The organism is Streptomyces sp. TBY4 (assembly GCF_024213195.1).
Classification (GTDB): domain Bacteria; phylum Actinomycetota; class Actinomycetes; order Streptomycetales; family Streptomycetaceae; genus Streptomyces.
The window spans coordinates 1-886 of sequence record NZ_JANAVF010000049.1 but is presented as its reverse complement, the minus strand read 5'-3'; the positions used below and the strand labels follow the sequence as shown (position 1 = coordinate 886).

The window sequence follows — 886 nt, the reverse complement described above, 5'->3', positions numbered from 1 at the left end:
CCAGATCCCACAAACCCTCCGGCGACACCACCCCACCCGGATAACGACACCCCACCCCCACAATCGCAATCGCCTCGTCGTCCCCGAGGCTGGTGGCGGTCGGTGCGGGGGTGCGTACGGTGTGGTCGTCGCCGGTGATCTGGAGCCGGAGGTGAGTGACGAGGGCGCTGACGGTCGGATAGTCGAAGACGAGGGTCGAGGGGAGCCGCAGGCCCGTCGCCTTGTTGAGCCGGTTGCGGAGTTCGACGGCGCTGAGCGAGTCGAAGCCGAGTTCCTTGAAAGGGCGGTCGAGGCCGACGGAGTGCGAGGAGGCGTGACCGAGGGCGGAGGCGATGTCGGACCGCACGATCTCCTGGAGTTCGCGTTCCTGGTCCGTCACCGTGAGGCCGGCCAGGCGGTCCTTGAGGGACGACTCGGTGACCTGCTGCCCCGCGGTGGCGGTCCGGCGCTGCGCCGGGCCGTTCGCCAAGTCACGGAGGACGGCCGGGGTCACGTCATGCCGACGCAGAGCCGCCGTGTCCAAGTGGGTGGGGTACACGAGCGTGTCCCCGAACTCCAGCGCGGAGTCGAAGAGCGCCAGACCCCTCGCGGCGGGCATCGGGACGACCCCGGAGCCGCCGAGGCGGGCGATGGCCGCGCCGTCGAGGGTGGAACCCATGCCGTGCTCGGAATCCCAGAGTCCCCATCCCAGGGACAGTGCCGGGAGACCGCGGCCACGGCGGTGGTGGGCGAGGGCGTCGAGGAAGACGTTGGCTGCCGCGTAGTTGCTCTGACCGGCGTTCCCCGTCGCACCGACGACGGAGGAGAACAGGACGAAGGCGTCCAGGTCCATGTCCTGGGTGAGTTCGTGCAGGTGCCAGGCCGCGTCGGCCTTGGGTTGGAACAC

The 886-nt window shown here is 70.0% G+C and carries 1 protein-coding gene; it reads right to left on the bottom strand.

All coding sequences use genetic code 11. From position 1 onward, the window contains the following. On the bottom strand, positions 1–886 hold an 886-nt coding region (locus NLX94_RS38695; protein WP_254387990.1), incomplete at both ends, for a beta-ketoacyl reductase.